General features: G+C 71.4%; 21 protein-coding genes and 1 pseudogene. 10 read left to right on the top strand and 12 right to left on the bottom strand.

Features of this window, described 5'->3' with window-relative positions; translation table 11 throughout:
* Positions 1 to 135 precede the first annotated feature (135 nt).
* The 7 genes from ETAA1_RS04685 to truD all read right to left on the bottom strand — a co-directional run bounded on the left by ETAA1_RS04685 (position 136) and on the right by truD (position 7,387).
* Positions 136 to 735, bottom strand: a complete 600-nt coding sequence (locus tag ETAA1_RS04685) for a GNAT family N-acetyltransferase (RefSeq protein ID WP_145234752.1) — start codon at positions 733 to 735, stop codon at positions 136 to 138.
* On the bottom strand, positions 732 to 2,060 hold the full coding sequence (locus ETAA1_RS04680; protein WP_145234750.1) for a hypothetical protein: 1,329 nt from the start codon (positions 2,058 to 2,060) through the stop codon (positions 732 to 734). The genes ETAA1_RS04685 and ETAA1_RS04680 overlap by 4 nt, the downstream gene beginning before the upstream one ends.
* Positions 2,061 to 2,266: 206 nt before the next feature.
* Complete coding sequence (locus tag ETAA1_RS04675) at positions 2,267 to 3,853, bottom strand: phytoene desaturase family protein (RefSeq protein WP_145234748.1); 1,587 nt, start codon at positions 3,851 to 3,853, stop codon at positions 2,267 to 2,269.
* 101 nt (positions 3,854 to 3,954) lie between these two features.
* Positions 3,955 to 4,539, bottom strand: coding sequence for a class I SAM-dependent methyltransferase (locus ETAA1_RS04670; RefSeq protein WP_145234747.1), 585 nt, complete (start codon positions 4,537 to 4,539; stop codon positions 3,955 to 3,957).
* A gap of 87 nt (positions 4,540 to 4,626) precedes the next feature.
* A complete protein-coding gene (locus ETAA1_RS04665) occupies positions 4,627 to 5,223 on the bottom strand; it encodes a phosphoesterase (RefSeq protein WP_145234745.1) in 597 nt (198 codons plus the stop codon).
* 254 nt (positions 5,224 to 5,477) lie between these two features.
* Positions 5,478 to 6,323 carry a hypothetical protein gene (locus tag ETAA1_RS04660; protein ID WP_145234743.1) on the bottom strand — a complete coding sequence of 282 codons (846 nt, stop codon included), beginning with the start codon at positions 6,321 to 6,323 and terminating at the stop codon, positions 5,478 to 5,480.
* 2 nt (positions 6,324 to 6,325) lie between these two features.
* Positions 6,326 to 7,387 carry a tRNA pseudouridine(13) synthase TruD gene (gene truD / locus ETAA1_RS04655; RefSeq protein ID WP_145234741.1) on the bottom strand — a complete coding sequence of 354 codons (1,062 nt, stop codon included), beginning with the start codon at positions 7,385 to 7,387 and terminating at the stop codon, positions 6,326 to 6,328.
* Between the two features lie 77 nt (positions 7,388 to 7,464).
* On the opposite strand from truD, the gene ETAA1_RS04650 reads away from it, so the two are divergent.
* Positions 7,465 to 7,902 carry a helix-turn-helix domain-containing protein gene (locus ETAA1_RS04650; protein ID WP_145234739.1) on the top strand — a complete coding sequence of 146 codons (438 nt, stop codon included), beginning with the start codon at positions 7,465 to 7,467 and terminating at the stop codon, positions 7,900 to 7,902.
* Between the two features lie 143 nt (positions 7,903 to 8,045).
* Here the strand turns inward: ETAA1_RS04650 and ETAA1_RS04645 are convergent, their stop codons facing one another.
* The gene (locus ETAA1_RS04645; RefSeq protein WP_145234737.1) at positions 8,046 to 9,464 is read right to left on the bottom strand and encodes a BBP7 family outer membrane beta-barrel protein; all 1,419 of its coding nucleotides are present in this window, start codon (positions 9,462 to 9,464) and stop codon (positions 8,046 to 8,048) included.
* Positions 9,465 to 10,027: 563 nt separating this feature from the next.
* Positions 10,028 to 10,588: a hypothetical protein gene (locus tag ETAA1_RS04640; protein WP_145234735.1), complete on the bottom strand. Its 561-nt coding sequence runs from the start codon at positions 10,586 to 10,588 to the stop codon at positions 10,028 to 10,030.
* A 484-nt stretch (positions 10,589 to 11,072) separates the two neighbouring features.
* Between ETAA1_RS04640 and rho the strand changes: the two genes are divergently transcribed.
* Both rho and ETAA1_RS32730 read left to right on the top strand, forming a co-directional pair.
* Positions 11,073 to 12,572: a transcription termination factor Rho gene (rho, locus tag ETAA1_RS04635; RefSeq protein WP_145234733.1), complete on the top strand. Its 1,500-nt coding sequence runs from the start codon at positions 11,073 to 11,075 to the stop codon at positions 12,570 to 12,572.
* 90 nt (positions 12,573 to 12,662) lie between these two features.
* Entirely contained in the window at positions 12,663 to 13,361 is a 699-nt protein-coding gene (locus tag ETAA1_RS32730; protein ID WP_238389466.1) for a hypothetical protein, read from the top strand.
* Between the two features lie 15 nt (positions 13,362 to 13,376).
* On the opposite strand, the gene ETAA1_RS04625 is transcribed toward ETAA1_RS32730, so the two are convergent.
* The gene (locus ETAA1_RS04625) at positions 13,377 to 14,798 is read right to left on the bottom strand and encodes a DUF1501 domain-containing protein (RefSeq protein ID WP_145234731.1); all 1,422 of its coding nucleotides are present in this window, start codon (positions 14,796 to 14,798) and stop codon (positions 13,377 to 13,379) included.
* Between the two features lie 269 nt (positions 14,799 to 15,067).
* Between ETAA1_RS04625 and ETAA1_RS31485 the strand changes: the two genes are divergently transcribed.
* The 4 genes and pseudogenes from ETAA1_RS31485 to asnS all read left to right on the top strand — a co-directional run.
* On the top strand, positions 15,068 to 15,577 hold the full coding sequence (locus ETAA1_RS31485) for a winged helix-turn-helix domain-containing protein (RefSeq protein ID WP_202920665.1): 510 nt from the start codon (positions 15,068 to 15,070) through the stop codon (positions 15,575 to 15,577).
* Between the two features lie 5 nt (positions 15,578 to 15,582).
* Positions 15,583 to 16,134 carry an IS630 family transposase gene (locus ETAA1_RS31480; RefSeq protein ID WP_202920664.1) on the top strand — a complete coding sequence of 184 codons (552 nt, stop codon included), beginning with the start codon at positions 15,583 to 15,585 and terminating at the stop codon, positions 16,132 to 16,134.
* A gap of 51 nt (positions 16,135 to 16,185) precedes the next feature.
* Positions 16,186 to 16,620: a Mu transposase domain-containing protein gene (locus tag ETAA1_RS04615; RefSeq protein WP_145234729.1), complete on the top strand. Its 435-nt coding sequence runs from the start codon at positions 16,186 to 16,188 to the stop codon at positions 16,618 to 16,620.
* Positions 16,621 to 16,958: 338 nt separating this feature from the next.
* Positions 16,959 to 18,098 (top strand): annotated as a pseudogene (gene asnS, locus ETAA1_RS04605) (asparagine--tRNA ligase); the annotation flags it as partial.
* Between the two features lie 43 nt (positions 18,099 to 18,141).
* On the opposite strand, the gene ETAA1_RS04600 reads toward asnS, so the two are convergent.
* Both ETAA1_RS04600 and ETAA1_RS04595 read right to left on the bottom strand, forming a co-directional pair.
* A complete protein-coding gene (locus ETAA1_RS04600; protein WP_145234725.1) occupies positions 18,142 to 20,739 on the bottom strand; it encodes an alpha/beta hydrolase-fold protein in 2,598 nt (865 codons plus the stop codon).
* Between the two features lie 83 nt (positions 20,740 to 20,822).
* Positions 20,823 to 22,313, bottom strand: a complete 1,491-nt coding sequence (locus tag ETAA1_RS04595; RefSeq protein WP_145234723.1) for a sulfatase family protein — start codon at positions 22,311 to 22,313, stop codon at positions 20,823 to 20,825.
* Between the two features lie 106 nt (positions 22,314 to 22,419).
* On the opposite strand from ETAA1_RS04595, the gene ETAA1_RS04590 reads away from it, so the two are divergent.
* From ETAA1_RS04590 to ETAA1_RS04580, 3 genes are all read left to right on the top strand, one after another.
* Positions 22,420 to 23,874, top strand: coding sequence for a sulfatase (locus ETAA1_RS04590; protein WP_145234721.1), 1,455 nt, complete (start codon positions 22,420 to 22,422; stop codon positions 23,872 to 23,874).
* Between the two features lie 464 nt (positions 23,875 to 24,338).
* Entirely contained in the window at positions 24,339 to 25,058 is a 720-nt protein-coding gene (locus ETAA1_RS04585) for a YebC/PmpR family DNA-binding transcriptional regulator (RefSeq protein ID WP_145234719.1), read from the top strand.
* A gap of 45 nt (positions 25,059 to 25,103) precedes the next feature.
* On the top strand, positions 25,104 to 25,871 hold the full coding sequence (locus tag ETAA1_RS04580; protein WP_145234717.1) for an IS66 family transposase: 768 nt from the start codon (positions 25,104 to 25,106) through the stop codon (positions 25,869 to 25,871).
* The last annotated feature ends 73 nt before the right edge of the window (positions 25,872 to 25,944 follow it).

Raw genomic sequence — 25,944 nt, 5'->3', positions numbered from 1 at the left:
TTGCCGCCGCCGGCCTTCCCGTTGCCCCGTTCGACGGCAGCGTCCGAACCCTTGCGGCCGGGATCGCCGCGGACGTGTTCCGGGCACTCGTCGCCCCGCGGGGCGGCGGGGTCGTCGGTGATGGCCGAGCCCGCGTCACCCGTCGTGGCCGGCGGCCCGCCTCATCTCCCAGCTCCCCAGCCCGCCGGCGACGCGGCGGCGGCCCACGAGCGCGAACCCCAGCCGCTCGTAGGCCGGCACGTTCGCCGCGTCCTGCGTCTCCAGGTAGCACGGCAGGCCGGCGCGGTCGGCGGCGGCGAGGCCCGGCCCGACCGCGGCGCGGGCCAGGCCTTGCCGGCGGGCGTGCGGGGCGACGCCGAGCAACAGCAGGTACCAGTGCGGCCCCGGGACGTGACTTCGCCGCGCCCGGTCGAACTGCCGGTCGAGCCGCAGCAGCCGCACGCCGCCGGCCGGCCCGAGGTGCCATGCCAGCGGGAGCACGCCGGCGCGAAGGAGGCCGCGCGCGGTCAGCGTCGGGTGATCCGGCGGCAGCCAGCACGCCACCGCGGCGCCGTCGGCCGTGGCGAAGGCGGTGCCGAGCGCGGCCGTGTAGCGGACGAGCATCCCGCAGAAGGCTTCGACCGCGGGGGAGTTGTGCGGCGCGACCGCCCGCAGGAGGGGGTAACCGGCGAACGCCGCCGCCAGCGTGCGCGCGGCGGCGGGGGCGTCGGCCGGGGTCAGCTGCGCGGCCGTCACCGGGCGGGCCGGACGTACCCTGGAATCCCCCCGTCGCCGGGGATCGGGCTGCGCGTCCGCGGGATGTCGTCGGCCAGCAGCGGGTCCACGGCCGGGTCGACGGCGGGCGGGGGCGGGGGCGGGGCCGGGGCCGCGGTGAACCCTGGCAGCGCCGCCGCGGCCGAGGCCGTGCCCGCCGGCGCCTTCGACTTCGACGCCTTCACCAGCAGCCCGAGCAGGTCGCCCTTCGCCTCCGCCGCGTACCCGAAGCCGAGCGGCGTCGGCGTCGTCTGGCCGCCCTTCAGCAGCGCGTCGGTCAGCTCGGCCAGGGCAGCCCAGGCAGCGTCGGGGGTGTCGCCGGGGCCGGGGGCAAAGCGGTCGGCCAGCCGCTCCATCATGTCGCGCCGGCCCAGCTGCACGTGCTTCGCCTGGAACTGCGTCGGCGCCAGCGCCACGAAGCGCACCCGCGTGGTCGGGCCGACGTCGATGCCGGCGGCGAGGTGGTCGGCGGCGCGAAACAGCCGGCTCCCCGGCCCCGGCAGCTCCGGCCCCCACGCCGCCGGCTGGTGGCACACCCACTGCTTGTCGCGGTTGCTCACCGCCGCCGCGACCGCCGCCGTGTCCACGCGGTCCCAGCCCGGCGGGGGCGGCGTCGGCCGGCGCTCGGCCAGCCGCTCGATCAGCGCCTTGATGGTCGGCTCGTCGTCGGCGACGAGCGTGCGGCCGTCGGGCGCGGGGAACAGCACGGCCTCGGTGCCGTCGGTCGGCAGGCCCGGGACCATGCCGCCGAAGTTGAGGCGGATGACGCGGTAGCCGTACCCGCGGTGGACGCGCACTTCGGACGCCGGGAACCAGGTGCGCACGGCCGCGGCCCAGTCGATCGGCCGGGCGGCGCGGGCGACGAACGAGTTGAAGGCGAAGTAGAACATCGCCGTCTTGCCGTCGCCGGCGTCGGGCTTGGGGGCGATCGTGGCGTTGCCGACGACGAGGAGCTGGTCGAGGCCGTCGAGCCCGGGGCCGGCGGAGGCGCCGCCGCCCATGCGGACGAGGAGGGCGCCGACGTTGTCGAGCCACGCCCCGCCGCCGGCGAGGTCCGGGTGCGCCAGCAGAATGTTCGGCCGCAGCGCGAGCAGCGCCTGCACGTCGGCGGCGGGGCGCGGCAGGTACGTGAGGTCGAACGGCTCGTGCGGGCCGGCGAGGCGGTCGAGGGTGGCGCGGCGCGCCTTCATCTGCTTCAGCGTGTCGCGGAGCGCGTCCGGCGGGGCCGGGGCGACGGGGGCGAACGCGGGCTCGGCCGCCGGGGCGGCCGCGGCGGCGAGGAGGAGCACGAGGAGGGCGCGGGGCATGGGCTACTCCCGGGGACCGCCGGGAGATAGCGAAGCCCGGGGGGCGGGTCAAGCCGGGGTCAGCCGTGGATGCCCCTGCGGAAGTCAGCCAAGCTGTTAGGCCGGGGCGCAAGCCCCGTCGTGGGTTCAAACTCCCGACGGGGCTTGCGCCCCGGCCTAACGCGCGTCAGGCCTCAATCCGTAGGCACACCCCGCCGCAAGCGGCCTCAGCCGTCCTTCAGAATCTCGCGCGCCGCGTTGAGCCCGCACGCGCCCATGACGCCACCGCCGGGGTGCGTCGCCGCGCCGCACATGTACAGCCCGCGCACCGGCGTCCGGTAGTTGGCGTACCCCGCCACCGGCCGGAAGCTCGCCATGCTCGACAGGCTCATCGCCCCCTGCATGATGTTCCCGCCGGTGATGCCCCACGCCTTCTCCATGTCCGGCGGCGCGTACACCACCCGGTCGATCACGCTCGCCTTGAAGTTCGGCGCGTACTCGTTCAGCACGTCGAAGCAGCGGTCGGCGAACTTGTCCCGCTCCTGGTCCCACGTCGTGCCCTTGAGGTGGTACGGGGCGTACTGCACGAACATGCTCAGGATGTGCTTCCCCGGCGGGGCCAGCGTGTCGTCGAGCGCCGTCGCCATCGTGCACTCGAGCATCGGGTCGCGGGCCGGGCGGCCGTACTTGGCGTCGTCGTAGGCGCGCTCGATGTAGTCCTGGTCGGGGCACACGTGCATCGTGCCGTGGTGCTGCGGGCCGACGCCCTTCCCCGGCAGCGCCGTGAACTGCGGCGGCTCCGACAGCGCCACGTTGATCTTCACCGTCGCCGAGGAGTAGTCGATCGCCTTCACCCGCGCCAGGAACTCGGCCGGCAGGTCGGAGGCGTCCATCAGCTTCACGAACGTCACGTTGGCGTCGGCGCAGCTGATGACTCGCGGGGCGCGGAACTCGGTGCCGTCCTTGAGGGCGACGCCGACCGCCTTGCCGCCCTTCACCAGAATCTTGCCGACCTCGCTGTTCTTGCGGATCGTCGCGCCCTTCGCCTGGGCCGCCTGCGCGATGCTGTTGGAGATGGTGCCCATGCCGCCCTTGACGTAGCCCCACACGCCGCGGACGCCGTTGCACTCGCCCATGACGTGGTGGAACAGCACGTACGCCGTGCCCGGGTGGCTCGGCGGCGCGAAGGCGCCGATGACGGCGTCGGTGGCGATCGTGGCCTTCAGCTGCTCCGACTCGAACCAGCGGTCGAGGATCGGGCGGGCGGCGCCGGTGAGGATTTCGACGGCGTCGGTGGCCACGTCGCGGCCGAGGCCGCGGAAGCCGAAGCCGGTCTTGGCGACGCTCCACAGGTCGCCGAGGCGGTTGCTGAACGGGTCGGGCGCCGTCTGTTCGAGGAGCGGTTCGAGGAAGTCGGCCACCTTCTCCAGCATGGCCTCGTACTTGGGGTACGCCTCGGCGTCCTTGGTGCTGAACTTGGCGATCTCGCGGCGGGTCATGTCCTTGTCCGGCCCCATCATCAGGTAGCGGCCGTCGGGGAACGGGGTGAACGAGGACGGGCTGCGCGGCAGCATCTCGAACCCGTACTTCTTCAGCTCCAGGTCGCGGATGATCTGGGGCCGCAGCAGGCTGTTGACGTACGCCGCGGTGGACACCTTGTACCCGGGCCAGATTTCTTCCGTGATGCAGCAGCCGCCGAGGATGTCGCGGCGCTCGAGGACGAGCACCTTGTAGCCGGCGCGGGCGAGGTACGCGGCGGTGGTGAGGCCGTTGTGCCCGGCGCCGATGATGATCGCGTCGTACTCGGTCGGCATGTCGGTTCCGTTCCGTGGGAAGGCGTGGGTGGCTTATTCTAGGCGCCGTGAACGACGAAAGCCCGGGGTCGCCCCCGGGCTTTCGCGGTGACAGCCCGCTGTCACTTGATCGTCCACAGGTACACGGTGTGCTGCCGGTCGGCCTCCACCTGCATGGTCTTCTCGGGCATCCAGTCGTCGCCCATGTCGAAGTCGTGGCTGACCACCCGGGCGCCCTTCTTCAGCCCGGCCTTGAGCACCGGCTTCAGCTCCCGGTTGACCGACGGCAGCAGGTACAGCGTCACCACGTCCACGCCCTTGAAGTCGTCGGCCTTCATCTGCAGCACGTCGCCCTTCTTGAACGTCATCGCCTTCTTCTGGTCGTCCGTCAGCTTGGCGTCGGCCATGCTCTTCTCGCAGTCCTTCAGCCGCTCCGGGTTGAAGTCGATGCCGAGCCCCTTCTTCGCCTTGAAGTCCTTCACCGCGGCGATGACGATCCGGCCGTCGCCGCAGCCCAGGTCGTACACCGTCTCGCCCTCCTTCACCGCGGCCGTCTTCAGCATCGCCTCCACCACCTTCGGGTGCGTCGGCACGTACGGCACGATGATCTTCGGCTGGGCGTCGGCCTTGTCGCCCTGGGCGGCGACCGAGCTGGTGAGCGCGGCGGCGGCGGCGGCGAGGCCGAGGGCGGCGAACAGCTTCCTCATGGCGGGAACTCCGTGGGTGGGGGGCCGGGGGCAGAGGCGATTATGCGCCGCCCGCCGCGGGCCGGGGAGGGCGGAGCGGGAAAATCGTTACAACCGGCCCAGCTCGTCCAGCACCAGCTGCGACCACGTCTCGAAGCCGCCGCGGTCGGCCGCGAGGTCCGCCAGCGGCGCGAACCCGGCGTCGGCCAGCGCCGCCTCGCGCGGCCGGGCGGTGGGCGCGTCCAGCTCGAACACGTGGACCACGCCCAGGTGGACGGCCCCGACCGGCGTCGTGGGGTCGAAGATGAACCCGAGCGGCCGCTCGGCGTGGCCGCAGCCGATGGCCACTTCCTCGGTCAGTTCGCGGAGCATCCCGGTGCGGTAGGGGTCGTCGCCGCCGGCGGCGTCGGCCTCGGAAATGTGCCCGCCGACGCCGACCGAGCGGAGCGCCGCCAGGCGCGTCTCGGTGCCGGCGGCGCCGCGGCGGTAGTGGAACACGCGGTCGCCGCAGCGGAGGACGACGTACGGGATGAGTTGCAGGACCGACGGGTCGGTTTCGACCTGCGAGCGCGGGCGGAACGCGAACGCGGCGGGGCTCAGCAGCGCGGCGCCGAAGGCGGCGTCGGCGGGGCGGAAGCCGGTGAACGCGCCCGCGGCGCGGAGGTGCGCCGCGGGGATCACCAGGACGCGCTCGTCGGTGGGCATCGAGAATCGCCGGTAGTGGGTAGCTCGTAGCTGGTGGCGGACCCCGGCTTGGTTTTCACCCCGAAGGGGTGAGAGCCCTCAGCCCAGGGCAAGGCCCGAAGGGCCGCCGCCCTGGGTTCGCACGCACGGTGATCTGCCCCCCTACCCAGGGCGGCGGTCGCTGACGCTCCCTTGCCCTGGGCTGAGGGCTGTCAGGCCTTCGGCCTGAAACCCCGCGCCGGCCCGGCTCCAGGCTTCAAGCTACGACCTTTCCGCTATCCCAGGACCTTGAAAGCCACCGCCGCGAGCAGCGCCGCGGCGATGATCGTCAGCCCGATGCGGAGGGTGTCGTCGCCGGTGCGGCGGGCCAGCAGCGCCGCCAGCTCGCGGTCGTCGCCCGCTTCCACGGCGGCCTGCAACCGCGACTCGTAGTTCCCCTGCGGGTACCCCTTCAGCCCGTCTTCGGTGAGCCGCACGCCGGCCTCGCCCGGCCACAGCATCGGCCGCACGGCCGCGTCGAAGTGCAGCCCGGGGCCGAACACGAACGACGCCGGCCACAGCCCGGCGCGGGCCTTGTGCGGCAGCAACTTCCACAGCGCGCGCAGGAACCGCTCCGCCGGCTCGGGCCGCAGCAGCTGCACGCGGCCGCCGTCCACCAGCACCTGCGTGCTCCCCAGCAGCAGGGCCATTTCCTCGGTCGCGGGGTCGCACGCCTTCAGCACGTCTTGCAACTCAGTGGTGGTGCGCGGCGGCAGCGGCTCGGGCGGCCACTCCAGCACCGGCAGCGGGCCGCGGACCGACCAGTCCGGCGGGAAGCGGTCGGCGACGGCGAACGGGTCGCCGAGGTGCCGGTACAGGTCGGCGGACAGCACCAGAAAGCGGAACGTCCACTCCGGCGTGCCGGGCGGGTCGGTGACCTGCACGACGGCAACGTGCCGGCGGCCGAACGGCTGCGCGAAGTGCGCCAGCGGAAACGCGACGCCCGACGGCGGGATGCCGAACAGCACCGCGATCCGCTCGGCCTCGGCGGCGTCGAGGTCGTCCGACTGAGCCGCGACGCGCACCTCGCGGGGGCTGACCACGAGCAGCGCTTGCGCGATCCGTAAATCGGGGAGGGGCACCCTTACTCCTCCTCGGTCGGCTCGTCGTCGGCGTCGTCCACACGCGCCTTCATCACCTCACGGAGCAGCACCGTGGCGTAGCTCCCGGCCGGGAGCGTGAACGACAGCCGCAGCCCGTCCGGCTCCCACGCCGCGGTCAGGTCGTCGAGGTAGACGAGGTTGTGGCGGCGCGTGCCCATCAAGAGCTTACCGAACCCCGCGAACGCCGCCGGGCCGAGGTTGTGCGCCCGCAGCACGGCCGCCTCGCGCTCGGCGGCGAGGCCGGCCGCGGGGAACGTCTTCTTCCCGAACATCGGCCCCGCGGTCACGGTTTCGCGGGCGTCAAAACGCACCTGCTCGGCGGCCGCGTCGGTGGCGACGAATAGCCCGCCGGCCGGCCACTTCGCCAGGGCGTCGCCGTCGAGGACGGTGCGGTACAGGCCGTCCGTCATGCGGCGGGCGAGCACGTCGTTGAACAGCAGCGACTGCACCGCGGACAGGGCGAAGCGGTACAGGAACGGCCGCAGCCGCCGCGGGGCAGTGCCGTTGAGGCACTTCCACCCGAGCTCGACGGTGCTGCCGCCGCGGCCGAAGCGCTGCGGGCCGTAGTAGTTCGGCAGCCCCAGCGTGCGGACGCGGTCCAGCACCCCCTCGACGTTCGCGCCGCGGTCGGCGTCGCGGATCAGGATGCGGAAGCGGTTGCCGCGGAGGTGGCCGGGCTTGAGCTTGTTCGTGTGCCGGCCGGTCTTCAGGACGCGGATGCCGTCGCCGTCGAGCTGCGCGACGCGCGCCTCGCACGCCGCCGGAACGGACACCCACTGCCGGGTGACGGCGTGCCGGTCTTTCAGCCCCGCGGTGCCCACGTCGCCGGGCCGCGCCCCGAGCCGCTGCGCGATCGTGCGGGCGAAGTATTCCGGCGCCATGCCGCGCTTTTCGACCCACAGGTAGAGGTGGTCGCCGCTACCGGACGGCTCGTAGGAGGGGACTTCCTCGACCTCGAAGTCGTCGTCGGTGGCGCGGATGCGGCCGCCGCACCCGGGCAGGTCCGGGGTGAGGAGCGGCGGGTCCGTCGCGGGGTGCGGCATCACGGGCTCCGGGGGCGCGGAGCGGGTATTGTAGAAGTGACGACGGCTCGCCCCGCCGCGACACGGAGAACGGACTCATGCCGCGCGACACGACCTCGACGCGGGCGGTGTACGGCCGGCACGAGGACCGTTATCTGGACCTGGTCCGCCAGTTCCCGCTGCGCCCGCTCCGCACCGACGCCGACCTCGACGCGGCCGTCGCGGTGCTCGACGCGCTCACCGACCGCGACGAGCTGGCGCCGCCGGAGCAGGACTACCTCGACGTGCTCACCGACCTCGTGGAAGCCTACGAGGACGCGACCGTTCCCATGACGCCGGTCGGCGACGCGGAACTGCTCCGCGCCCTGATCGAGGGGAAGGGCGCGACCCAGGCCCAGGTCGCCGCCGGGGCGGGGCTGGCCGTCTCGACGGTGTCGGAGTTGTTGTCGGGCAAGCGGAAGTTGAATCGTGGACAGATCGGCAAACTTGCCCACTACTTCAAAGTGAACCCGGGCGTGTTCGCGTTCCCGCGGTAAGCCGCAACCCCTCTCGGAGCTGCGGCTTACTGCGGACGGTTGCACCGCTGCTGGTCCGAACCAACTTTTTTATGAGTCGGTGACATGGTTCCGCGGATCGACCCCCACCGGCCGGAAACAAGAATTCCGGTCCGAGGGTGGGGTCAGAACCGCAGCTCCAGCCCCGCGCTGACGCCTTGCAGCCAGAAGTCGGTGGTGCGGTCCGGGAAGGCGGACGCGGCCGGGTCGATCTGGTCGCCGGCGCGGGCGACGCTGCTCAGGTAGATGAAGTTGTACGCGCCGTACACCCGCGCCGCGCCCGTCACCTGGAAGCCGACCCGCGCGCCGAACTCGGGGACCACCGCGAACGCCGTCGTGCGGTACGTGCCGATGTTCGCCGGCCGCGCCAGCAGGCCGCCCGACTGCGCCACGCCGCCGATTACCGTGCTGCCGTCGATGGTCGTGGTCTGCACCACGCCGCCGAGCGCCACCGACGCCCGGCCGCCGTAGAAGAACGCCCCCTTCCGCCGCTCGCCGGTGAGGCCGATCACGCCGCCGTAGAAGTCGTTCGACGTGGCGAACCGGTCGTTGACCGAGTACGCCGTCCCCGCCGGCACCCGGGCGCCGTCGCCGGTGGCGGTCACGTTCTCGGTCGCGCTCACCGTGTCACCGACGTGCAGGTAGCGGACGCCGAGCAGCAGGTCCACCCGGCCGCACGGGTCGCAGCACAGGTTGTGCAGCCGGCTGATGCCGCCGCCGATGACGCGGCTGGTGGCCTCGGCCGCCACCGAGCCGGCGACCTCGCCGGGGTACGACACCAGCTCAGCGGCCGGGGCGGCGGCGGCGGCGTCGAAGTACGGGCGGGCCAACACGACGGAGCCGTCGGACGACGCGGCGGCGGCCTCGCGGCTGCGCGACAGGAAGAAGAAGTCGGCCTCGACGCCGCGGGTGCGGTCGCCGTTGCTCCACCAGCCGCCGGTGAAGCGGAAGCCGTCGCGGAAGTCGTTGTTGCGGCGGTTGCCGCCGAACTGCGTGATCGTGGTCGGCTGGCCGAGGACGCCGGCGGCGGCTCGGGGCGTGCCCGGCGGCGACACGGTGACGAGCGGCGGCGTCCCCTGCCCGGAGCCGGCCCAGTACAGCCACTCGAACCGGCCCCAGGCGCACTCGTCCGGCCCGCACGGCGCGGGACAGTCCTCGACGCGCACCGTGATCGTGGGGAGCGGCGGCGTCTCGACCACGACGGGCGCCGGCTTGGCCGGCACCTCCACCGGGGCCGCGGCGGGCACCACCTTCGGCGCCGCCTTCGGGGCCGGCAGCGGCTGCGGGGCCGGCGCCGGTTGTGCGTCGGGCGGCGGGAGCCCCGGCAGGATTCGCGGCGCCTGCGGCGGATCGGTGCGGACCACGGCCGACGCCGGGGTCACGCCGGGGGCGGGCGTCCGCTCGACGGTGAGGACAGGCGGCGGGGTCGGCGACCCGGCGCGGTTCCCCTGTACCTGGCTGTACTGGGCGGGCGGTTGCTGAGCGAGCGCCACCGCCGGCAGCGCCGCCCACAGGGCGGCCGCGGCCGCCGAACGGATGGTCATGGCAAGCCTCCTGGAGAGGGGCGGACCCCACGGCCGCGCATCCTGCGCACCCGTCTTATCGCCCCCCGTCGGCCCGCCCGTGACGCCCCGCACCACCCGCGCGGCAGGTTCCGCCCTGCTGGGCCGGAGCGACCCCTACAGGCGGACTGGCCGGCATTCTCGGTGTGACACCCACCCGGCCCCACCGTTTCGCCGTCTGACTTCGCCTCACCCCCACTCGACCGTGTCGAGTTGTTCCCAAAACCCCCACGTCTCGCAGCCTACCACGCGCCCACCCAGTTCGGCGACTCGGCGAGCATCCTCGACTCCAGCGCGGGCGAGTTGAGACGCGTCTTCGCGGGCGCGTTGACCTGCTTGCTCGCGTGTGGCCTCGTGGTCGAGTTGGTTTCGGTAGTTCTTGAACGTGGTTACAGCGATATTCCAGGCGAACTCACCCCCGGGAACCATCCCGATCAGACGGATGATAAGCCAGCGTCCGCCCGTCCGCCACCGCCCGCGTGTCAATCAGCGGGACCAACCTCGCCGGCCTTCCGCGTCGGTTCGCACACCCGCGCGCGGGGGCGTTAGGTCACGGGGAGCGCCGCCGGCACCGGCAGCGTGGCTGCGTCATCGGTGCGCGCGCCGGCGAAGCCCGCGGCCACCGGCACGCCCGTCGCCGACAACTTCTGGAATCGCAGCCCGACGATCGAACCAACCGCCGGGGGGTGATCAGCGAGCCCGGAGGAAACGCCGACCGCTTGCCCGTCGCCGAGGCGGCATAGCAGGCCGATCAGCCTGCCGCCGGCGAACTGGTAGGCAGTGACGATGGCGTCGGCTTCGACCGGTGCGGGAAGCGTGTGCGCCGCGGCGGGGTTCGGAAGCGTGACTGGTGGCGGGGCGGGGGAAGGCTTGCCGCCCTTGGCGCTCGGCTTCGGCGGCGCGGCACGGAGGCCGACGCGGGCGTCCTCGGCGGCGTCGCCGCGGAGGCGGCGGAGGTGCTTGCACGTGCGCCGGTCCACCGCCGCCGACTGCGTGCGCCACGCCATGCAGGTGCAGGCATAGACGCCGCCGACGTTCTTGATGGTGTAGACGGCGCCGTTGGAGCCGGGCACGTCGAGCGATTCGCCGTCGCGCAGGTCCGGCATGGCGGGCCCCCCGGGGGTGGGGTGAAGGGTACCCAGGCGGGGAGTGGGGAGCAAGCAGGGTAGGTGCCCGGGTTCCGCCGCCCTCGGTGCAACGCCGCGGGCGGCGGAGCCACGGGTCAGAAAACTCGGGTGGAAAATGGCCCCAACGCGGGTAGAATCCCGTTGACCCGCCGGGGAGACCGGCGTACACTCTGGGTAGGTTGGCAGCCCGCACTTTCTCGCGCCGCCCGCTGAAACGCAGCACCGCGGCGCCTCCTGACTCCCCCCCGAGTGACCCTGTCGAGCGCGAGACCGGACGGCCGGCGACCACGAGACAGATCGAACCCGGGCGGAGTCCTGCGGACCCAGACCGAGCCTGACCGCGGGCGGAAACGGTTTCCCCCGCGTACCTATCCGGGGCGGTAGTACCGCCCCGCAGTCCCCTAGACCGACCGGCGGCGCCGTCGCCCCGCGTCCCGTCCTGACCCCGTTCCGAGGATTCGTTATGCCCGACGCCAAGGGCGTCGATGGGGCGCCGCTCCCGCGGCCCTCCTCCCTGCGTGCGGCCGCCGCCCGGCGGCCCGTCGCCCGGAAGCCCGGCGAGGCGGCCCCCGCGGCCGCCCCCACATCCGCCGCCGCGGCCCCCCCGTCCTTCACGCCCCCGGCCCCGGTCGAGCGGCCGACCCCGGCCGAGCGGCCGGCGCTGCCGGACCGGCCGATCGCCCCGCCCCGCCCCGGCGTCGGCTCCCGCCTCGAAGACCTGTACCGGATGCCGATGCCGCAGCTGTTCAAGCTCGCGGAGAAGGAGGGCATCCACGAGCACAACGGCATGAGCCGCGGCCAGCTCATCCTCGGCGTCGTCCGCAAGCAGATCGAGCGCGGCGACAAGGTCATCGGCTCCGGCACCCTCGAAGTGCTCCCCGACGGCTACGGCTTCCTCCGCAGCCAGGCCCACAACTACCTGGCCAGCCCGGAAGACATCTACGTGTCGCCGTCGCAGATCCGCCGCATGAGCCTGCGGACCGGCCTGGTGGTCGAGGGGCCGATCCGGCTGCCGATCGAGAACCAGGACAACTTCGCGATCATGCAGATCGAGGTGGTGAACGGCCGGCCGTCGGACGAGGCCACGTCGGTCACCAACTTCGAGGACCTGACGCCGCTCCACCCGAACGCCCGACTGCACCTCGAAGGCGCCCCGGACGACCTGAGCATGCGGATCGTCGACATCGTCACGCCGATCGGCAAGGGCCAGCGCGGGCTCATCGTCGCCCCGCCGCGGACCGGCAAGACGGTGCTGCTGTCGAAGATGGCCAACGCCATCATGAAGAACCACCCCGAGGCCTACGTCTTCGTGCTGCTCGTGGACGAGCGGCCCGAGGAGGTGACGGAAATGCAGCGGCTGGTGCAGGGCACCAACGCGGAGGTGGTGGCGAGCACGTTCGACGAGCCGCCGGAGGAGCACATCCACGTCAGCGAGATCGTGCTCGAGAAGGCCAAGCGGATGGTCGAGCTGAAGCGCGACGTGGTGATCCTGCTGGACAGCATCACCCGGCTGGCGCGGGCGCACAACACCGAGGCGCCGGGCGGCGGCAAGCTGCTGTCGGGCGGGTTGGACTCGAACGCCATGCAGAAGCCGAAGCGGTTCTTCGGCGCCGCCCGCAACGTCGAGGAGGGCGGCAGCCTGACGATCCTCGCCACGGCGCTGGTGGACACCGGCAGCCGGATGGACGAGGTGATCTTCGAGGAGTTCAAGGGCACCGGCAACAGCGAGCTGCACCTGGACCGCCGCCTGGTGGAGAAGCGCGTCTACCCGGCGATCGACGTGAACCGCAGCGGTACCCGCAAGGAAGAGCTGCTGATGCACCCGGAGGAGCACGACCGCGTCCGCATCCTGCGGCGGGTGCTGGCCGACATGCACCCGGTGGAGGCGATGGAGCTGATCGTGAACCGGGCGAAGAAGAGCAAGAGCAACGCCGAGTTCCTGCTGTCGATGAACCTCGGCTGACCGCCCACCGAGCCCGACCCACACGCACCCCCGTTCGCGGCCCGCCGCGGGCGGGGGTTGTTCGTTCCCGGGGGGGCATCCGTGTCCGAGATGTACAAGAAGATGTGGCGGGAGGGCCAGCACACCGACCGGATGCTGTCGCTGGTTCGGAACCTGAAGAAGCGCGACCTCCGCAAGGTCAGGCTGTTCGCCGTCGCCTGCTGCCGGCGGGTGTGGGACCACTACCCGACCGACGCGCAGCGCGAACTCGTGGTCGCACTCGAAGACTCCATCGAGACGCGCGTCCCTTGGGAGGTCGTACGGGCGAAGCGGGAGCTGGCAGTGGCGTGGGCTGAAGAGGCCTTCCGGCGTGAACTTCTGTCGCGTGCGGCTCGTGATCCCCACGCGCCGGGTGAGGTCGAGCGGCCGCTAACGCCATTGACGTACGCCCGGTGCCCGATCCATGCGACCGAGGAGGACATCGGGGGCATCAAGCGTGTCGCGCGAGATAGTATGACGAACCGGCTCTGGGCCGCCGGCGACCACGACCCGGAGCAGTGCGACTGGCTCCGATGCATCTTCGGGAATCCCTACGAGCCCGTCGCGTTCGACCCGAGCTGGCGGACGGAGGCAGTCGTGGGCCTGGCGCGCGGCATGTACGAGTCGTGCGACTTCGGCCCGATGCCGGTCCTGGCCGACGCGCTCGAAGACGCCGGCTGCGCGTCCGCCGACATCCTCGCACACTGCCGCGGCGCGGGGCCGCACGTCCGCGGCTGCTGGGTCGTCGATCTGGTGCTCGGGAAGGCGTGAGCCGCCGGCCCGGCCTCACACCGGCATCGGGTCGGCGTGGTAGACGAAGTGCGGGCGGCCCTCCGCGTCCGGCCAGTGCGCCGCCTTCGGGATGCCCAGCGCGTCGTAGATCGTCGCCGCGAAGTTCTCCGGCGACTGCGGCGCGTCGATGGGGTAGCCCCCGTTCTTGTCGCTCGCCCCCACCACGCGCCCGCCCCGCACGCCGCCGCCGGCCAGGAACACGCTCTGCACCGCCCCCCAGTGGTCGCGGCCCGGCCCCTTGTAGTGCTGCGTCAGCGTGCTGACCCGCGGCGTCCGCCCGAACTCGCCCGCCATCACCACCAGCGTGCTGTCCAGCAGCCCGCGGCCGTCCAGGTCGTCGAGCAGCGCCGCGACCGCCCGGTCGGTCGGCGGCAGGAGCTTATCCTTCAGGTGCGGGAAGGCGTTGCCGTGGGTGTCCCACGTCTCGTTGTTGCCGAGGTTCACCTGCACCAGGCTCACCCCCGCCTCCACGAGCCGCGCCGCCGTCAGCAGCGACCAGCCGAAGGCATTGCGGCCGTACCGATCCAGGTCGCGCGGGTCGGCGTGGTCCAGGTCGAACGCCTTCCGCACGCGGGCGTCGGTCAGCAGCGACACCGCGTCCTGCCGCCGCTTGTCGAACCCGGCCGCGGCGATGTCCAGCGTCGTGCGCTGGCGGTCGATCTCGGCGAGCAGGCTGCGGCGGCCGCCGAAGCGGGCGGGGTCGATGCCGTCGGGGAGGCTCAGGTCGGGGATGGTGAAGCGCTGCCGCTTCGCCGTGAACGGCCGCTGCTGGTGGTCGAACTCGTGAGTGGGGTAGGCGCCGTACGCCTTCGGCTCGAACGCGGACGCTTCGAGGAACCACGGGTCGCGCGGGCGGCCCATGCGGCCGGCGAACTGGCCGGGGAGGGTGCGGCCGGTGTTGTGGACGATCTTGTCGGGCAGCACGACGGCCGGCGGCAGGTTGTTCCGCGGCGGCAGCACGGCCCCGGCCACGGCCGCGAGCGCCGGGTGGTCGGTCGGGGTGGGGGCGCTGGGGTTGAAACCCGGCGGCGCGTCGCTGCGGCCGGTGAGCATGATGTGGTGGCCGAGCGAGTGGTCGTTGGAGCGGTGCGTGAGCGAGCGGACGAGCGCCCACTTGCTCGACCGCGCCGCGAGGAGCGGCAGGTGTTCGGTGATGCGGACGCCGGGGGTGCGGGTGGCGGTGGTGCCGAACTCGCCGCGGATGGCGTCGGGAGCGTCGGGCTTGGGGTCGAAGCTCTCGTGCTGGGCGAGCCCGCCGGAGAGGAAAACGTAGATGACGGCGCGGGCGGGGTGCGCACTGCTGCCGGCGGCGCGGAGGAGTTGCAACTCGGCGGCGCCGAGCCCGAGGAGGCCGACGGCGCCGGCCTGGAGGGCGCCGCGGCGGCTAGGCGCGGGGTGGGAGAAGCGGGGCGTCATGCCCCGAGTATGCCGGGTCGCGGTGGCGGCCGCAAGCCGCGGCGGGAACTTTCGCCGCGGCGCGCCCGACAGACGACGGCTGAGCATGCGATGTTGATCGTGCATTTGCCAGTTTTCAAACGTGTGAGTTGCGTTATGCACGACTGATAAGGCGTTTTATACTAATTAATGCACCGGTTATGCGGAGAAAATTGTGGCGGGCGATTGATACCGTACGGAGTTGATTCCCTACGATGTCCTGGCAACTCGTTGTTGCGGGAGGGAATCCCATGCGACGCCTGCCGTTCGCCCGGCACCTGCCGGTCGGCAACCTCCGGCACCGGTACGTGTCCTGCCGGCACCCGGTCGAGAAGCGGCGGTGGCACGCCCTCTGGCTGCTCGCCCGGACGGACGTGCCCCGTACCCCGGCCGCGGTGGCCGACGTGGTCGGGCTGTCGGCCGTCACCGTCCGCCACGTCCTCCACCGGTGGGACGACCGCGGCCCGGACGGGGTGGCCGACCGGCGGAGGGGCAACGGGGCCGAGCCCAAGCTGACCGCCCGGCGGCGGGCCGCCCTGTACGCGGCGTTGCAGAAGCGGCCGCCGGACGGCGGGGTGTGGACCGGCCCGAAGGTCGCCCGGTACGTCCACGACCGGTGGCAGGTGGGGGTCTGCCCCGAGACCGGGTGGCGGTGGCTGGTGGCCCTCGGGTTCAGCCTCCAGGTGCCCCGCCCGGCCCACCCGAAGGCGGCCGACGCCCCGACCCGCCGGCGGTGGGAAAAAACGTGCGACGGCGGGTGAGGCGGTTGAGGGCCGCCCACCCCGGCCGGGCGGTCGAGGTGTGGGCCGAGGACGAGGCCCGGCTCGGGCTCAAGCCCATCACCCGGCGGGTGTGGTGGCTCCGGGGGCACCGGCCCCGGTCGGGCGGGCGAACGAAGTACGAGTGGCTGTACGTGTACGGGTTCGCCCGGCCGGCCACCGGGGAGTCGTTCACCGTCATCCTGCCCCGGGTCCAGGTGGAGCGGATGGCCGACGCCCTCGCCGCTTTCGCCGCCCACGCCGACCCGAAGGGGGAGAAGGTGCTGGTCGTGGTGGTGGACAACGCCGGGTGGCACCGGGCCAGGCGGCTCCCCATCCCGGCCAACGTCCGGCTCCACTTCCTCCCGCCGTGCACGCCGGAACTGCAACCGGTCGAGCCGTTCTGGGCGCTGGTCCGGGAGGCGGTGGCGAACGAGACGTACGACCGCCTGGCCGACCTCCGGCGCGTCGTCCGGCGTCGATGCCGGCGGTTGGCTGAGGACCGGGCGACCGTCCTGGGGGCGATCGGGTTCCACTGGGCGGTCCGGGTGGAACGGTAAAGGTTTAACGCAAGACGGTATCACTTCCTGTTCGCGTACCGGTTCTGCCGGGTGCGGCGGCCGAACGAGAAGGGGCACGTCGAGGCGATGGTCGGGTTCGCCCGCCGCAACTTCCTCGTCCCCGTCCCGGCGGCCGACTCGTGGGAGGCACTCAACGCCGAGCTGGTCCGGCGGTGTACGGACGACCTGGTCCGACAACTTCGTGGCAAGGACCGGCCGAAGGGGGAGTTGTTGGCCGCCGAGCGGTCGTCACTGCGGCCGCTGCCGGGGAACCGGTTCGAGTCGCGGCGGGTGGGGATGGCGGACGCGAACTCGCTGTCGCTGGTCCGGTTCGACGGGAACGACTACTCGGTCCCGACGGCGTATGCCCACCACCCGATCACCATCGTCGGCGGCCTGGACGAGGCGCGGCTGGTGTGTCGGGATCACCTGGTGGCCCGGCCCCGTCGGCACTGGCGAGGAGCACCTGGGAGCGGCGGACGGTGAACCCGTCGGCCGCCTTGAGCCCTCGGCGGAGGGCGTGACGCTCGGCGCCGGTCAACTCGCGGACCCGCATGGTCGGTGTCATGAGCTCAGCTTACGCCGACCGGCCGCTTGGCAAAGACGGCGACCTGATCCTGCACTAGGGGATAACTGCCGATGAGCCTTCATGTGTTCGCCAGCATCGTCACCCCCTTCGGCACCGCGGCCAACAACCGCGGTGACAACGAAGGGACCAACATCATGCCCCTTCAGAAATTCATCTGGATGGGCGAAACGCACAGCACCGTGTCGGCGGAGGCGATCAGGTTCGCCATCCGCCGCCGGTTGGCGGTCGCGGAGTCAAGGGGCAGGCGACGGAGGTGGTCGCCGGCCGCGTCGAACTGGTCGGCGACGCCCCTGCCGAGACCTACGCCCTGCAGAAGAAAGGGCACACGTTCGAGTTCCTCCGCGACATCGCCCACCTCCGCCCGCGGACCAACACGTTCGGCGCCGTCGCCCGGCTGCGCCACCGCGTCTCGAAGACCGTCCACGACTTCTTCGACGAACACGGCTTCCTGTACGTCCACACCCCGATCATCACGGCGAGCGACTGCGAAGGGGCCGGGGCGCTCTTTCGCGTCACGACCATCGACCCGGACGACGTGCCGAAGGCCGCGGGCAAGGCGGACTACACGAAGGACTTCTTCCACAAGCCGGCGTACCTGACCGTGAGCGGCCAGCTCCAGGTCGAGACGTTCGCCTGCGCGATGGGCAAGGTGTACACGTTCGGGCCGACCTTCCGCGCCGAGAACTCGAACACCCCGCGGCACCTCGCCGAGTTCTGGATGATCGAGCCGGAGATGGCCTTCTACGACCTGGGCGACAACATGACGCTGGCGGAGGCGTTCCTCAAGCGGATCGTCCGGGACGCGCTCGCGCACTGCGCCGAGGAAATGAAGTTCTTCCAGGAGAGGGTCGACAAGGACCTGCTGAACCGGCTCGAAAGCGTGCTCACCAACCCGTTCAAGAGTCTCCCGTACACCGAGGCGGTGGAGATCTTGGTAAAGTCGGGCAAGGCGTGGGAATTCCACGTGGCGTGGGGCACCGACCTGCAGGGCGAACACGAGCGGTATCTCGCCGAGGAGTACTTCAAGGGGCCGGTTATCCTCTACGACTACCCGCGGGGGCTGAAGCCCTTCTACATGCGGGTCAACGACGACGGGAAGACGGTGCGGGCAATGGACGTGCTGGTGCCCGGTGTGGGGGAGATCATCGGCGGCAGCCAGCGGGAGGAACGGCTCGACGTCCTCGAAGGGCGGATGCGTGAGCAGGGGCTCGACCCGCACGTGTACCAGTGGTACCTCGACCTCCGCCGGTACGGTACGGTGCCGCACGCCGGGCTCGGGCTCGGCCTCGAGCGGGTCATGTTGTTCCTCAGCGGCATGGCGAATATCCGCGACGTGATCCCCTTCCCGCGTACCCCGGGGAGTGCGGAGTACTAACCCCGTCGGGCGGGCCGACGATCGACCCCGTTCGCGCGACCCGCTATTTCGGCTTCAGCACCGTCAACGTCCGGCGGTAAATCGTCGTCCCGTGTGCGATGTAGAGCACGCTGTGATTCGGGCCAGCGAGAACGCATGAGGTCAACGGCTGGTCGTTGTCCACTTTCGGCAGCACGCCGCAGGGGCGGCCGGTCGGGTCGAAGATTTGCACCCCCACCGCACTCGTGACGTAGAACCGCCCGGCCTTGTCGACGGCCATGCCGTCCCCCAGCGAGGTCTGGCCGTAAGGCGGCGGCTCGTTGAACTTGAACTCGCCCTTGGGGTCGATCGACAGGCGCATCGGCATCGTCGGCATCCTGGCGTCGAGGGTGCCGCCCGTGTTCACCCGGAACGTCCAGGTGTGCGTCCCGCCGTAATCCGACACGGCCAGCGTGCCGCCGTCGTTCGACAGCGCGATGCCGTTCGGCCTGGTGATGCCCGTGTCCACGACCTTGACTACACCGGTTTTCGGGTCGATCCGCGTCACCTGCTTCGCCGCGGTCTCCGTGATCAGGATGAACCCGTCTTTCGTGACCGCGAGGTCGTTGGGCGTCACGCCCTCCGCGACGACTCTCACCTCGCCGCTGCCGGGGCTGATCGCGACGACGCGTTTCTTGGCTCCCTGGCAGCCGTACAGGACGGATTCGTCCGGGCTGAACTTCAGGCCGCTCACGGACTCCTTGCAGATCTCCCGGCGTGTGCCGTCCGTGCCGATGCGAACGACCGAGGGGGCCTTCATGTCACAGAAGTACACGTTGCCGGCCTTGTCGGCGCACAGCGCGTCCGCGAAGCCGAGGCCCTTCGCGGCGACCTCCCACGACTTGTCGCGGACCAACAGGTTGAGGAGCGTCAGGTCGCCGCCGAGGTCGCCCCGGGTGTCGAGCACCGGGGTGGGCTTGTCCTTGCGCCAGAGCCACCTCATGGCGTCGGGGAACTTCGAGCCGCCGAACTCGGCGTTGTGGGCGTAGCCCTCTGCCCAGTCGAAGCGGACGTCGTAGCCCATGTACTTCAACGCGGACGCCATCTGCTGGTTCGCCCACGGCCAGCTGCCGAAGGCGTTGTCGACGTCCCCGCTGGTGTCGGCCATGTAGACGCGGATCGGCTTCGGCTCCGTCTTGCGGACCAGTGACGGGTAGACGTTCCCGCCTCGCAGGTTCGTGAAACTGCCCACGCTCGAATAGACCTTGCGGAAGACGTCGGGGCGCTCCCAGGCGGCGGTGAACGCGCAGATCGCGCCGGAGCTGGAGCCGCCGATCGCGTGCATGTCGGGGTCGTCCGAGATCGCGTACCGCTTCCGGACCTCGGGGATGATCTCTTCGGTCAGGAACCGGGAATAGCGGTCGCCGAGGCTGTCGTACTCGAAGCCGCGGTTGGAGTGCTTCCCCTGCACCCGCGCCTTGTCCTTCTCGTGCCCGGGGTTGATGAACACGGCGATCGTCGGCGGCATCTCCCCCTTCGCGATCAGGTTGTCGAAGACGGTCGGCACCCGCCAGCGGCCCTTTTCGCTCCTCATACCCTCGCCGTCCTGGAACACCATCAGCGCGGCGGGCGTGTCGGCCTTGTACTGGGCCGGCACGTAGACCGACCAGTCGCGGGTCGTGTTCGGAAAGACCTTCGACTCGAACGCCGGCATCGGGACGACCGTCCCCTTCGGCACGCCGTCCTTCGCCACCGCGTCTGGGTGCGGCTTCCATTCCGGCTTCGTCTCGACGTGCGGGAGCTTGGTGCTCTCGGCCTGGTCGTCCCAGAGCCACCGGAGCGCGTCCGGCAGCAACTCGCCGCCCCACTTGCCGCTGTGGCCGCCGTCGGTCATCTCCAGCTTGTACTTGTACCCGGCGAACTGCAGGGCCGTCGCGAGGTCCTGGTTGGCGAGCGGCCAGTTGCCGTGCAGGTTGTTGAGGTCGTCCTTGCCGTCCTGCAGGTACACCTTGATGGCCTTCGGGTTGGTCTTGGTCTTTCGCACGAGGCCCGGGTACGCCCAGCCCCCGCGGATGTTGGTGAAGCTGCCGATGTGGCTCATCACCAGCCCGAACTGCTCCGGCTTCTCCCACGCGACCGTGAACGCGCAGATGGCGCCCGACGAGATGCCGCACACGGCCCGCCTCGCGGGGGCCTTGGTAACGTTCAGCCCTTTAAGCGCCACCGGCAGGAACTCGTCGGCGAGGAAGGTGGCGTAGCGGTCGCCGAGCGAGTCGTACTCGAACGACCGGTTGCTGCGGTCCGCCGCCCCCGGCATCGTGGCCGGCACAGTCCCGGGGTTGACGAACACGGCGATCGTGGGGGGCATCGCCTTCTTGTGGATGAGGTTGTCGAACACGACCGGCACGCGGAACCCGCCCTTGGGGTTCGCGTACCCGCTGCCGTCCATGAAGACCATGAGCGCGGCCGGCTCGTCGGGCTTGTACTGGGCCGGCACGTAGACGCTGAAGTCGCGCGTCGCCCCCGGGTAGACCTTGCTCTCGGCGAACTTCCCCGCGGTGACCTTCCCCTGCGGCACGCCAGGTTGAACGACCCGGTCGGGGTGCTCCTGGGCCTGGGCCCAGCCCGGTGAGACCGCCAGCGCGAGGGCGGAACAGACCCAGCCGTGCAGGAGAGGCTTCATCGACGGACCCCCGGATCGTCTTGGGAACCAGCCGGGGCTCGCGCCCCGGGCGAACAGGCCGACACACCGCGCCCGAACCGACACTACTTCGCTCCCCGGGTCGCCGCCAACAGGGCCGCCAGCTCGGCCACCCGCTCCGGGTGGCGGGCGGCCAGGTTCGTCGCCTCGGCGATGTCGTCCACCAGGTTGTACAGCTCCGGGCCGCCCTTCTTCTTGCCGTCGTTCGGGATCAGCTTCCACGGCCCCTTGCGGACGGCCAGCAGCCCGCCACCGGACTGGTGGACCAGCGACTCGCGGCACGCCCGGGCCGGTCGGTCGGAGCGCAACGCGGGGAGGACGCTCACGCTGTCCGGCCCGGCCCCCGCCGGCAGCGGGCGGCCGAGGAGCGCGGCCACGGTGGCGAGGGTGTCCACGTGGCAGACCAACTCGTCCGACGTCCGCCCGGCCGGGACCGTGCCGGGCCACCGGGCCAGGAACGGAACGCGGTGGCCGCCCTCGTACAGCCCGCCCTTGAACCCCCGAAGCCGGCCGTTGCAGCGGTGGCCGCTGGCGTCGTCCCCGGTGCCGTCCACGTACCCGTCGTCCATCACCCCGCCGTTGTCGCTGGTGAAGACCACGAGCGTGTTCCCGGCCAGCCCGTGCCGGTCGAGCGCGGCGAGCAGCTGGCCGACACACCAGTCGAGCTCGACGATGGCGTCCCCGCGGAGGCCGTGGCCGCTCTTGCCCCGGAACCGCGGGTGCGGGCAGCGCGGCACGTGGGCGTCGTGGGTCGGGAAGTAGAGGAAGAATGGCCGGTCCTTGCTCCGGTCGATGAAGGACACGGCCCGCTTGGTGATGTCGTCGGCCATGTCCTCGTCCTTCCACCGGGCCGCCTGCCCGCCGGTCATCCAGCCGATCCGGCTGATGCCGTTGACGATGGTCATGTCGTGCCCGTGGCTCGGCCGCTGGTTGGTCAGCAGGTCCGGGTTCTCGCGGCCGGTGGGCTCGGCGCCGACCTTCGCGGCGTAGCTGACGCGGATCGGGTCGGCCGGGTCGGAGTTCACGACGCGGCCGTCCTCGATGTACACGCACGGGGTGCGGTCGCCGGTGGCCGGGACGATGAACGAGTAGTCGAACCCGACCTCGCGGGGGCCGGGGGTGATGGGGCGGTTGTAGTCCGTCTCGCCGGCCCCGAGCCCGAGGTGCCACTTCCCCACGACCGCGGTGGCGTACCCGGCCGCGCGGAGGAACGACGCCACGGTCACGCGGTCGGTCGGGATCGACAGCGGTGCGACCCCGCTGAGGATGCGCGAGCCGGGGGCGTGCCGCCAGGCGTACTGGCCGGTGAGCAGGGCGTACCGGGTCGGGGTGCAGACGGCGGCCGGGGCGTGGGCGTCGGTGAACCGCAGGCCTTCCTTCGCCAGCCGGTCGAGGTTCGGGGTCGGGATGCGAGTCGAGCCGTAGCTGCCGAGGTCGCCGTACCCCACGTCGTCGGCGAGGATGTAGACGACGTTCGGCGGCCGGGTCGCTGCGGGCTGCGCGGCCGCTGGGCCGGCCGAGGCGGCGAGGAGAGCGGCGGCGACGAGTCGGCGCATCAGTGATCCTCCGGAGGTAGGGACGAGCCTACGCGCTAGCGGCCCCGGCCGCAACCGGCCGGCGGCGGTATACTGGCACCGACCCGCCGCCTCCGGGGACCGACCCATGCCCCGTCTGCTCCTGAGCCTCGCCGCAACCGCGCTCCTATCCGGCCCCGCCACCGCGGCCGACCCGCCCGCCCGCAAGCCGAACGTCGTCCTGATCTTCGCCGACGACCTCGGCTGGCGGGACGTCGCCTACCAGGGGAGCGACTTCTACGAGACCCCGCACATCGACGCCCTGGCCCGCCGCGGGATGGCCTTCCCGCACGCCTACGCCGGGGCCGGGAATTGCGCCCCGAGCCGGGCCTGCCTGCTGTCCGGCCAGTACACCCCGCGGCACGGCGTCTACGCCGTCGGCGGCACGAACCGCGGGCCGGCGAACCTGATGCGGCTGGTCCCGGTCCCCAACCGGAGCGGGCTCCCGGCGGCGCAAGTCACCCTCGCCGATGCCCTCCGGGCGGCCGGGTACGCGACCGCCATCTTCGGCAAGTGGCACCTCGGCGGGAAGGACGGGGCGCCGCCCGGACAGCAGGGGTTCGACGTGGTCCACGAGACGCCGGCCGGCGGGCAGAAGGGCGGCAACGACGACCCGAAGGGGGTGTTCGCGCTCACCGACCGGGCGGGCGCGTTCATCGAGCGAAACAAGGACCGGCCGTTCTTCTGCTACCTCGCCCACCACGGCATACACACCCCGCTCCAGGCCCGGCCGGCGACGCTGGCGAAGTTCCGGGCGAAGCGGCCGGGGGCGCAGCACGCGAACCCGCTGTACGCCGCCTGCCTGTTCGACCTCGACGAGTCCGTCGGCCGGCTGCTGGCCCGGCTGCGGGAGCTGGGGCTGGAGCGGGACACGCTCGTCGTGTTCACGTCGGACAACGGCGGCACCCAGCAGTCGTCACAGGAGCCGCTGCGGGGGAACAAGGGCTGCTACTACGAGGGCGGCATCCGGGTGCCGTTCGTCGCCGCGTGGCCCGGCACAATCGCCCCCGCAACCTGCGACGTGCCGGTCCACAACGTGGACCTGTTCCCGACGTTCCTGGCCGCAGTGGGCGCCACGACCACGGCGGCGCTCGACGGCGAGAGCCTGCTGCCGCTGTTCCGCGGGGCGCGGGGGGTGACGCGGCCGGCGATCTTCTGGCACTTCCCCGGGTACCTCGACGACCCGGTGACCCGCGGCCGCGACGCGGTGTTCCGCACCCGGCCGGTGAGTGCGGTCCGCAAGGGCGACCGGAAGCTGCTGCTGTACCACGAGGAGTGGGTCCTCGACGGCGGCCGCGCACGCCTCGCCACGAACAACGCCGTCGAGTTGTACGACCTGCGGGCCGACCCCGGCGAGCGGACGAACCTGGCGATCACCAACCCGGCCGCCCGGGACGAGTTGCTCGGCGACCTGCTCCGCTGGCTCGACGCCACCCGCGCGCCACTCCCCTCACGGCCTAACCCGGCCGTCCCGGCGCCCGCCGCGCGGTCCGCCCCGACCGCCCGATACGTCGTGGACGTCGGCGCTGGCGACTTCGGGTGACGTCAGGCCGCAGGGAGTTTGCGCGCTCCGGGCCGACACCCCAGCTTGGCTTGGCCGGGCGTGGTATCCGAAGGCACCACGGGGACCGTTTAGGCAGGCCAGCCTGAATGCTGTAGAATCACTTCAGCTTCCGCGAGTCCCTGATCCATACAGGGCCGCCCGACCTGATCGGCGGGTGCGAAGGGGTGATCCCGGCGGACCCGCCGAAGTAGGCGATCGAGTCCCGCCGGAAGCGTGCCAACCAAGCGGCCCGTGGCGTCCACGGCAACACCCCTGCCAGCCCGGCAGAGGGGGAGAAACCGGGCGAACGCGGAGTGGGGCCGGTGCGCTCGGCAGGTGCGCTCGGCCGGAGCGGAAGACGCAACGGCGGCGGCAGAGGGAAAAGCTGGTGATTCGGTCCTTGCGGACCGATCGGGGCATTCCAGGCCCGGCTCCTTTTAGACGGCGAGAGAGGTAGGCTTCGTATGGGACGAATCTTCGAGAAGCGCAAGTATTCCATCTTCAAGACCGCGGCGCAGAACTCAAAGCTCTACTCCAAATACAGCAAACAACTGTACATGGCGGCCAAGAACGGCGTGCCCGACCCGAGCGCCAATCCGGTCCTGCGCAACATCGTCGAACGAGCCAAGAAGGAAAATGTCCCGAGCCACGTGATTGACAAGGCGATTCAGAAAGCCGCGGGTGCGGGCGGCGAGAACTACCAACCGGCGAGGTACGAGGGAGTCGGCCCCGGCGGCTCGCTCGTCATCGTCGACTGCCTGACGGACAACAACACACGCACGATTTCCGATGTCCGCAACTGCTTCACCAAGACCGGGGCCAAGATGTCGGCCAACGGGTCGGTGGCGATGCTGTTCGATCACCTGGCGGTGATTTCGTTCAGCGGGGATAGCGAGGAGAAGGTGCTGGAGGCCGTGTTCGCGGCCGACGTCGCCGTGGATGAGGTCGAAAGCAAGGACGGCACGATCACCGTCTTCGCGCCCCCTGCTGAGTTCTACAAAGCTAAGACGGCGTTGCGCGAGGCATTCCCCGGCCTCGAATTCGATGTTCAGGAGATCACGTTCCTTCCGAAGGAGGCAAAAGTCCTCGGCGGGGAGGAACGGGCCATGTTCGAGAAACTGCTTGGGATGCTGAACGAGTGTGATGACGTGCAGGAAGTCTACCACAACGTCACCCTTCCGTGAGCGTCTTGTGAATTACGGGAGTGACGCGTTCCAGACTTGCCGGCCATGCTGCGCTTGGTCCTGAACGTCAGGCTCATGCGCTCCGGTCCGACATCCCACCTTCAATTTCGAGAGGGGCGACCTCGGCACCCCGACCCGCAGATCGTTCGGGCGGCCCGACCGCCGGAGCCGATCCCGAAGAGCGGCATCGGCAGCGGATTGCTGGCCCACGTCGTCTCGTCGAAGTTCATCGACCACCTGCCGCTGCACCGCCAGGAGGCGATCCTGGCCCGCCACGGGTGGGACGTCAGACGCTCCACCCTCTGCGACCACCTCCGGAGGTACGGGCGGCTCCTGCAGGCGCTCAACAACCTGACGCACTGGCGGCTGTTGCGGTCGTTCGCGATCCACGCCGACGACACCCCGCTGGTGCTGCTGCGGCCCCGCCGCACCGCCTACGCCTGGGCGTACCTGGGCGACGCCGCGAACCCGTACACCCTCTTCGACCTGACCGCCGGCCGCCGCCAGGAGTTACCGCAGGCGTTCCTCGCCGGGTACACGGGGTTCGCCTACCCAAACAGGTCGGGTTGGGACAGCCGGGTCCACCAGCACTCGTCATGGAACCCGACCACCCAGTCGGGGGTGGAAACGGCATGGGCGATCAGCCGGTCGCGGAGCTTGTTTCTTGGCGTAGTCGGGGTCCCGTCAGGCGAGAAGCTCACACTCGTGACAACTTTCTCTTCAGACACCGACAGGTCGAGCAGGTGCTTCCCGGTGCGAACGTCCCAGACCTTCGCTCTACGACCCCCGGCGGCGGGCCGCCAGGCCACCTAATCGGGGGGTGTTCGATGAGACGGACCGTCCGTCTGCTCGCGGCGTTGATCGCGGTGCCCGTCCGGGCCGTAGG

The sequence above is a fragment of the Urbifossiella limnaea genome (assembly GCF_007747215.1).
GTDB lineage: Bacteria > Planctomycetota > Planctomycetia > Gemmatales > Gemmataceae > Urbifossiella > Urbifossiella limnaea.
Note: the sequence above shows the minus strand (reverse complement) of the source record. Positions and strands in the feature narration are given on the sequence as shown.

Bases quoted from the DNA above. Each gene is read 5' to 3' on its own strand.
- ETAA1_RS04680 (WP_145234750.1), bottom strand. From the start codon at position 2,060: ATGCCCCGCGCCCTCCTCGTGCTCCTCCTCGCCGCCGCGGCCGCCCCG.
- ETAA1_RS04675 (WP_145234748.1), bottom strand. From the start codon at position 3,853: ATGCCGACCGAGTACGACGCGATCATCATCGGCGCCGGGCACAACGGC.
- ETAA1_RS04670 (WP_145234747.1), bottom strand. From the start codon at position 4,539: ATGAGGAAGCTGTTCGCCGCCCTCGGCCTCGCCGCCGCCGCCGCCGCG.
- ETAA1_RS04665 (WP_145234745.1), bottom strand. From the start codon at position 5,223: ATGCCCACCGACGAGCGCGTCCTGGTGATCCCCGCGGCGCACCTCCGC.
- truD (WP_145234741.1), bottom strand. From the start codon at position 7,387: ATGCCGCACCCCGCGACGGACCCGCCGCTCCTCACCCCGGACCTGCCC.
- ETAA1_RS04650 (WP_145234739.1), top strand. From the start codon at position 7,465: ATGCCGCGCGACACGACCTCGACGCGGGCGGTGTACGGCCGGCACGAG.
- ETAA1_RS04645 (WP_145234737.1), bottom strand. From the start codon at position 9,464: ATGACCATCCGTTCGGCGGCCGCGGCCGCCCTGTGGGCGGCGCTGCCG.
- ETAA1_RS04640 (WP_145234735.1), bottom strand. From the start codon at position 10,588: ATGCCGGACCTGCGCGACGGCGAATCGCTCGACGTGCCCGGCTCCAAC.
- rho (WP_145234733.1), top strand. From the start codon at position 11,073: ATGCCCGACGCCAAGGGCGTCGATGGGGCGCCGCTCCCGCGGCCCTCC.
- ETAA1_RS32730 (WP_238389466.1), top strand. From the start codon at position 12,663: ATGTACAAGAAGATGTGGCGGGAGGGCCAGCACACCGACCGGATGCTG.
- ETAA1_RS04625 (WP_145234731.1), bottom strand. From the start codon at position 14,798: ATGACGCCCCGCTTCTCCCACCCCGCGCCTAGCCGCCGCGGCGCCCTC.
- ETAA1_RS31485 (WP_202920665.1), top strand. From the start codon at position 15,068: ATGCGACGCCTGCCGTTCGCCCGGCACCTGCCGGTCGGCAACCTCCGG.
- ETAA1_RS04600 (WP_145234725.1), bottom strand. From the start codon at position 20,739: ATGAAGCCTCTCCTGCACGGCTGGGTCTGTTCCGCCCTCGCGCTGGCG.
- ETAA1_RS04595 (WP_145234723.1), bottom strand. From the start codon at position 22,313: ATGCGCCGACTCGTCGCCGCCGCTCTCCTCGCCGCCTCGGCCGGCCCA.
- ETAA1_RS04590 (WP_145234721.1), top strand. From the start codon at position 22,420: ATGCCCCGTCTGCTCCTGAGCCTCGCCGCAACCGCGCTCCTATCCGGC.
- ETAA1_RS04585 (WP_145234719.1), top strand. From the start codon at position 24,339: ATGGGACGAATCTTCGAGAAGCGCAAGTATTCCATCTTCAAGACCGCG.
- ETAA1_RS04580 (WP_145234717.1), top strand. From the start codon at position 25,104: ATGCTGCGCTTGGTCCTGAACGTCAGGCTCATGCGCTCCGGTCCGACA.